The sequence below is a fragment of the Kurthia sp. Dielmo genome, from assembly GCF_000307285.2.
Classification (GTDB): Bacteria; Bacillota; Bacilli; order Bacillales_A; family Planococcaceae; genus Kurthia; species Kurthia populi.
In genome coordinates this window covers 479,440-484,435 of sequence record NZ_HE578959.1, presented here as the reverse complement: position 1 = coordinate 484,435, position 4,996 = coordinate 479,440, and the positions used below count along the sequence as shown (strand labels likewise).

The 4,996-nt window shown below is 32.1% G+C and carries 8 protein-coding genes; all 8 read left to right on the top strand.

Annotation, left to right across the window (positions count from 1 at the left end):
- Positions 1 to 277 precede the first annotated feature (277 nt).
- The 8 genes from KTHG_RS21320 to KTHG_RS13505 all read left to right on the top strand — a co-directional run bounded on the left by KTHG_RS21320 (position 278) and on the right by KTHG_RS13505 (position 4,447).
- Positions 278 to 451, top strand: coding sequence for a hypothetical protein (locus KTHG_RS21320; RefSeq protein WP_186439610.1), 174 nt, complete (start codon positions 278 to 280; stop codon positions 449 to 451).
- Positions 452 to 492: 41 nt separating this feature from the next.
- Positions 493 to 651 (top strand): hypothetical protein, encoded by a 159-nt coding sequence (locus KTHG_RS21315; protein WP_186439609.1) that lies wholly within the window; start codon positions 493 to 495, stop codon positions 649 to 651.
- Positions 652 to 706: 55 nt separating this feature from the next.
- Positions 707 to 976 carry a hemolysin XhlA family protein gene (locus tag KTHG_RS13530; protein ID WP_255512460.1) on the top strand — a complete coding sequence of 90 codons (270 nt, stop codon included), beginning with the start codon at positions 707 to 709 and terminating at the stop codon, positions 974 to 976.
- 16 nt (positions 977 to 992) lie between these two features.
- A complete protein-coding gene (locus KTHG_RS13525; protein WP_139994248.1) occupies positions 993 to 1,256 on the top strand; it encodes a phage holin in 264 nt (87 codons plus the stop codon).
- Positions 1,257 to 1,258: 2 nt separating this feature from the next.
- The gene (locus KTHG_RS13520; RefSeq protein ID WP_139994246.1) at positions 1,259 to 2,092 is read left to right on the top strand and encodes an N-acetylmuramoyl-L-alanine amidase; all 834 of its coding nucleotides are present in this window, start codon (positions 1,259 to 1,261) and stop codon (positions 2,090 to 2,092) included.
- Between the two features lie 159 nt (positions 2,093 to 2,251).
- Entirely contained in the window at positions 2,252 to 2,668 is a 417-nt protein-coding gene (locus KTHG_RS13515; protein ID WP_139994244.1) for a stalk domain-containing protein, read from the top strand.
- Positions 2,602 to 3,429, top strand: a complete 828-nt coding sequence (locus tag KTHG_RS22275) for a hypothetical protein (protein WP_255512459.1) — start codon at positions 2,602 to 2,604, stop codon at positions 3,427 to 3,429. Before KTHG_RS13515 ends, KTHG_RS22275 begins: the two co-directional genes overlap by 67 nt.
- Positions 3,430 to 3,622: 193 nt before the next feature.
- Entirely contained in the window at positions 3,623 to 4,447 is an 825-nt protein-coding gene (locus tag KTHG_RS13505) for a hypothetical protein (protein ID WP_139994242.1), read from the top strand.
- Positions 4,448 to 4,996: the final 549 nt, after the last annotated feature.

Sequence of the window (4,996 nt, the reverse complement as noted above, 5' to 3'; positions counted from 1 at the left end):
CAGCTGTTTATAATGGCACAAGTTTTTATTTATTATCCGCAACTGCCGTACAAGAAGCGATTACAACAACCAACATGAACATAGGTACATTAACTTCGTTACAGACAACGGATAAAACATCACTGGTCAATGCGATTAATGAACTTGTAACTAAAGTAAATGGATTAACAGTATAGTTAGTATTAATACAATCATTTTATTTCATTAATAATAGCAAAAAGTTACGATGGTATTTACTTCTTTTTGATTAGATAATTGAGAGGGAGGGGATGTTATTATGTTAGTAAATGTAGAATTTTTAGATAATACACCTGTGTCAAAAGGGAATCACCAACAAGAAGTGGAGATTCCAGAAGATTTATTGAAAGTAACAGATGTAAATGTATTGAACGAAACTTTCAGTAAACTATTGGGTAAACAGGTGATAGTATTAAACATAACACCACAATAAAACCTAACGTTTAATTACTAAATTGAAAAAGGAGGCCAATTGTGGCTACCATTAAACTTAAAAACTCAAAAGGACAATTTGTTATTGGTGAATATAATGAAAATACCAAAGAAACACTTTGCCCTAAAAAACACGTACTTTCAGTAAACGGTGGTACTTACACTTGCAGAAGTTGCAACGAACGGTACAGAAAAGTTTAACGTCAAGCACATCCAAATGGGTGTGCTTTTTATATTACAGAAAAGGAGATATAAAATGGCAGAAGAAAAAACAGTCATGCTAGAGGTTTTCGAGAAACTGGGAAGTCTGGATGCAAAGTTAGATAACATCAATCAATTACGTAATACTGCGCAACGCGCTGAAACGAAAGCTGATTTAGCACAAGACATTGCGGAAGAAGCAAGAGCGAGTGCGAAAAGTGCACATCATCGTATTGATCGCCACGATAAAATTATTTTTTGGGCCGGTACATCTATCATTGGTTCAGTCATTGTCGCGATTATGGCAATCGTCTTAGGACAATAAAATAAGGAGGACAATTATGAATACGGAAAAACTAAAAGAATACATTGCATTATTCGGAGGATTGCTTGGAGCAGTCCTTTTATTTTTGCAGACATTAGGGTTTGAATTTGCATGGTTTACAGATAAGTCAATTGAAGCATTTACGAATGCGTTACTCGCTGCAGTGCCATTTATCTTGATTGTATACGGTGTGTGGAAGAACACGTATGTTGTAACGAAAAAAGCAAAAGAACATAAGCAAGTGATTGATGAACACGAGAAGAAAAAGGAGGAAGCATAATTATGACAATGAAAGTAGCAGTAGATGCAGGGCATGGCGGTTTTGGTGTTACACCAGGTAAGCGTACACCAGATGGTGAATACGAATGGAACTTTAACAATAAAGTGGCGATTGCAGTGATTGAACGTTTGCATCAATACGGCATTCAAACATTGCGCACAGATGATGCAACAGGACGTACAGATGTCGCTTTATCAACACGTGCAAAGCGAGCAAACAATTGGGGTGCCAATGTCTTTGTATCGTGCCATCACAATGCGAATACAAGTGTATGGTCTAATAAATGGGGCGGTACAGAAACATTTAGTCTTTCAGCGTCTGCAACAAAAGCAACCAAACTTGCGAATATCGTTCATAAACGTTTAGTAAAGGCTACTGGACTACAAAATCGTGGTGTAAAACATGCGAATTACCAAGTGTTACGTGATACGTCAATGCCAGCTATTTTAACAGAAGGTGGCTTTATGGATTCGACAATTGATATTAAATATATGCGCAATTCAGCGTGGTTAGCATCGCAAGGCTACGCTATTGCAGATGGCATTGCGGAATATTTAGGGCTGAAAGTGATTGGTTCAACTACCGTCACACCGGCTGACAACACAAATACAGAGAAGTATTACAAATCAAATGCGCCTAAGGGATTGTATCGTGTTATTAAAGAATGTGGCGAATACGATGGCGTTAAATTCAATGAATCTAAGCGTATTCAGACGCTTAAAGTGGGTACAGCATTTACTGTCACAGAAATCATTAAAGTAGGCAACGTATACCGTTTAAAAACCAAATCTAAAACATATGTAACAGCTAAGAAGGAAAATGTAGAAAAAGTATAAAACAAAGCCCCGTATCTTCCACGGTGATGTAGAAGGTATGGGGCTTTTTTTATTCCCATAGATTCATAAGTCCTTTTTGTTGTATTAATAATAGGTTTTTTTATTATAATACACTTAACGATGAAGGTATTAAGTTTCAAAACTCAAGGAGGATTATACATGAGAAAAAGATTCGATTCTATTACAAAAATTATTATCAGTACAGCATTAGTAAGTAGCGTTGCGTTAGGTACTGCAACTATTACTGTTCCAGAAGAAGCATCGGCTAAAAAAACAAATGATTATAAGTATATTTCTACTAAAATCAATGGTAAGAAAGTGGATTTGAAAGCTAGATCGATTAAGAAGAATGGCATTTATTTTGTTCATTCTACTGAACTATTAAATAAACTTGGGGTAAAATCGAGCTTCAATTCAGCCAAAAAAACTTTAAAAGTTAAAAATGGAAACAAAACAATTACTATAAAAAAGGAAGCAAGTATGCATATGAAGGAAAGAAAAAGTATACTTTGCCTGCAACATTACAGAACATTAATGGACGATTATATATACCTCACGATATTATTCCAAAAGTAACGAACTACAAAACTAAAGTAACCTCTGGAACATTAGTAATTACAAATAAAGATAATACATTTAATTCAGTACTTGAACATAAAAACAACCCATCTGTGAGTAAAAAGATTTTTAATATAAATGCATCGAATAAAACATTGGGTAATTCATATGGTGAGAAAGATGTAGCAAGTTATAATAAATTAAATAAATTATTAGAACCTTTTGCTGAAAAAGCTATAGATTATCAGAAGAAGTACTTAGGTGATGCTAGTTCTGAGATGAAAGCATTTGATGATTTTTACAACAAAGGGGTAAGTTATAATCGTGAAGAGTTGAGTAGAGATGAACGTGTAGACCCTTACATTCAAAGTATACTTAGTGTACAAAATAATATAGGGTTACTAAAAATAGAGGGTGTCTCAAGTAAAACGGCAAAAAAAGCGTATAAAGATACCCTAACGGTAGGACATTTTATGCATAAAATTTTAAAATATTCTGAACATAATGGGGTGGATTTGGGGAAAATAAATAATAAAAATGATTCCTTGTATGGTTTTTTAAATGGTCAAGGTGGTAACTGTAGAACTGATGCTCAGTTACTTATGTATATGCATAATAAATTAGGTAATGAGACATTAGGCGTGCCAAATGAGGATTTCACCCACGTTACTATAGGTATGAAAATAGATGGTAAATGGTTAATGGAGAGTTCAGGTTTGGTTGTTAGTCTATTAGATTTTAATGGTGATGAGATTTACAACTTGGATGCACATTACTAATATAATGATAACGAATATTAAAAGGCTACCTTAATTGGCAGCCTCTTTTTATTTGATTACTGATAGAAAATGTCTAAATGTATTTTCATAGGTTAATTTAAGTGTTTTTTATTTTTCTAAAAAAAGTAAACATTATAAACCTTTTTTGTGGTATTATGCTTATATAAAATAGGAGAAAAGGTGGTTTTAAAACATGAAGATAGATCTAAAAGTCCTGTGTTCTATAATTTGTATGTTCTTAATTTTCTTTGTTGTTAAAGGGAATACTATATCAAAAGCAACTAGTATTTCGGAAATGCAAAATCTAAAATCTTATATGGAACAAGGTACAGCACCTGGTGTAAATAAAATAGCCGTCAATATGACGAAAAACGATATTAAAAAATACTATTCATTAAATAAATTGGTACCTGATGAAGAAAAAAAACATAATAATATCCCCTATAAAATAGGACAAAATTTACTTTATTTTGAAAAAAACTCTGATGGGGATATTTTCCTTCAACAAATTGTACATACTTTATCCAAACAATCGAGTTATAATGACATTAAAAAAGTATTTGGTGCTAGTAAGTTTAAAGATGACGGATATCATGGCTTTAGAGAGTATCATGTTGGAAAATATTTAATTCATTTTGAGACAGAAGACATTAAAAATACTTCTAGTACAAAATATAAAAAATACTCAATTGTTGTTGACAATAGTTTTACACCTGCTGATTTCGATAAATTTAGCAAAGGGACTATTAAAGATCTTTATGGAAAGATTGGTATGAATAAATCTTTATTAATTAAAAAAGGAATTAAACAAGAAAATCGAGCATATCCAACTCCGAAAGGTGTAGCTGGATATAACCTAAGTTTTAGTAAAACATTAAAAAACAATATCAACGAAACATACTATGTAAACTCTAAAACAAATAAAATTACTTTAGTGATTTATACAGTTCCTGATACTTCGTTTAATACACCGATTTATACTTATACAAGTTATAAGACGAATAATAAAAAAATATAGAGGTTTTTAAAGTTAAAAATTCATCTTACTATGTTGCGTATGATGCATCAGACATTTCTCAAATTTCATTAGGTACAAAAGCTGAAATTTTAAATTACTTAGGAGCAAAAAAATTAATTAAGCGATAGAATCAAATTAAAAAAACATCTATTAGAAAGTTTAGAGTCTGGTATTTTTAGGTTCTTTACCAAAAGTGTGCCAGGTCCTTTGCAGCTTATCAACATACATTTGATTTAGCAGGTATATTCTATCGCAACTATATAATTCATACAATTTCTTAATCAAGAATTTAAAAGCAACAATCTTAATCAAAAAGAGTAGTGATGTCCAATTAATCACTACTCTTTTTTAATCTTTGTTTGCCGATGATGAAGTTTTAGTTTATAAATGGTTCTCAAAACGTCCCCCAATAGTTCCCCAAAATAATGTATTAAATGTCGTTAATTTTATCTTTCATCTAGGTGTTAGAATCGTTGCAAACACTTGTATATCAACGTTTGATAATAATTTTTGTTAGTACGCTAAAGCCGTTGTCCATTTCCTACGTGG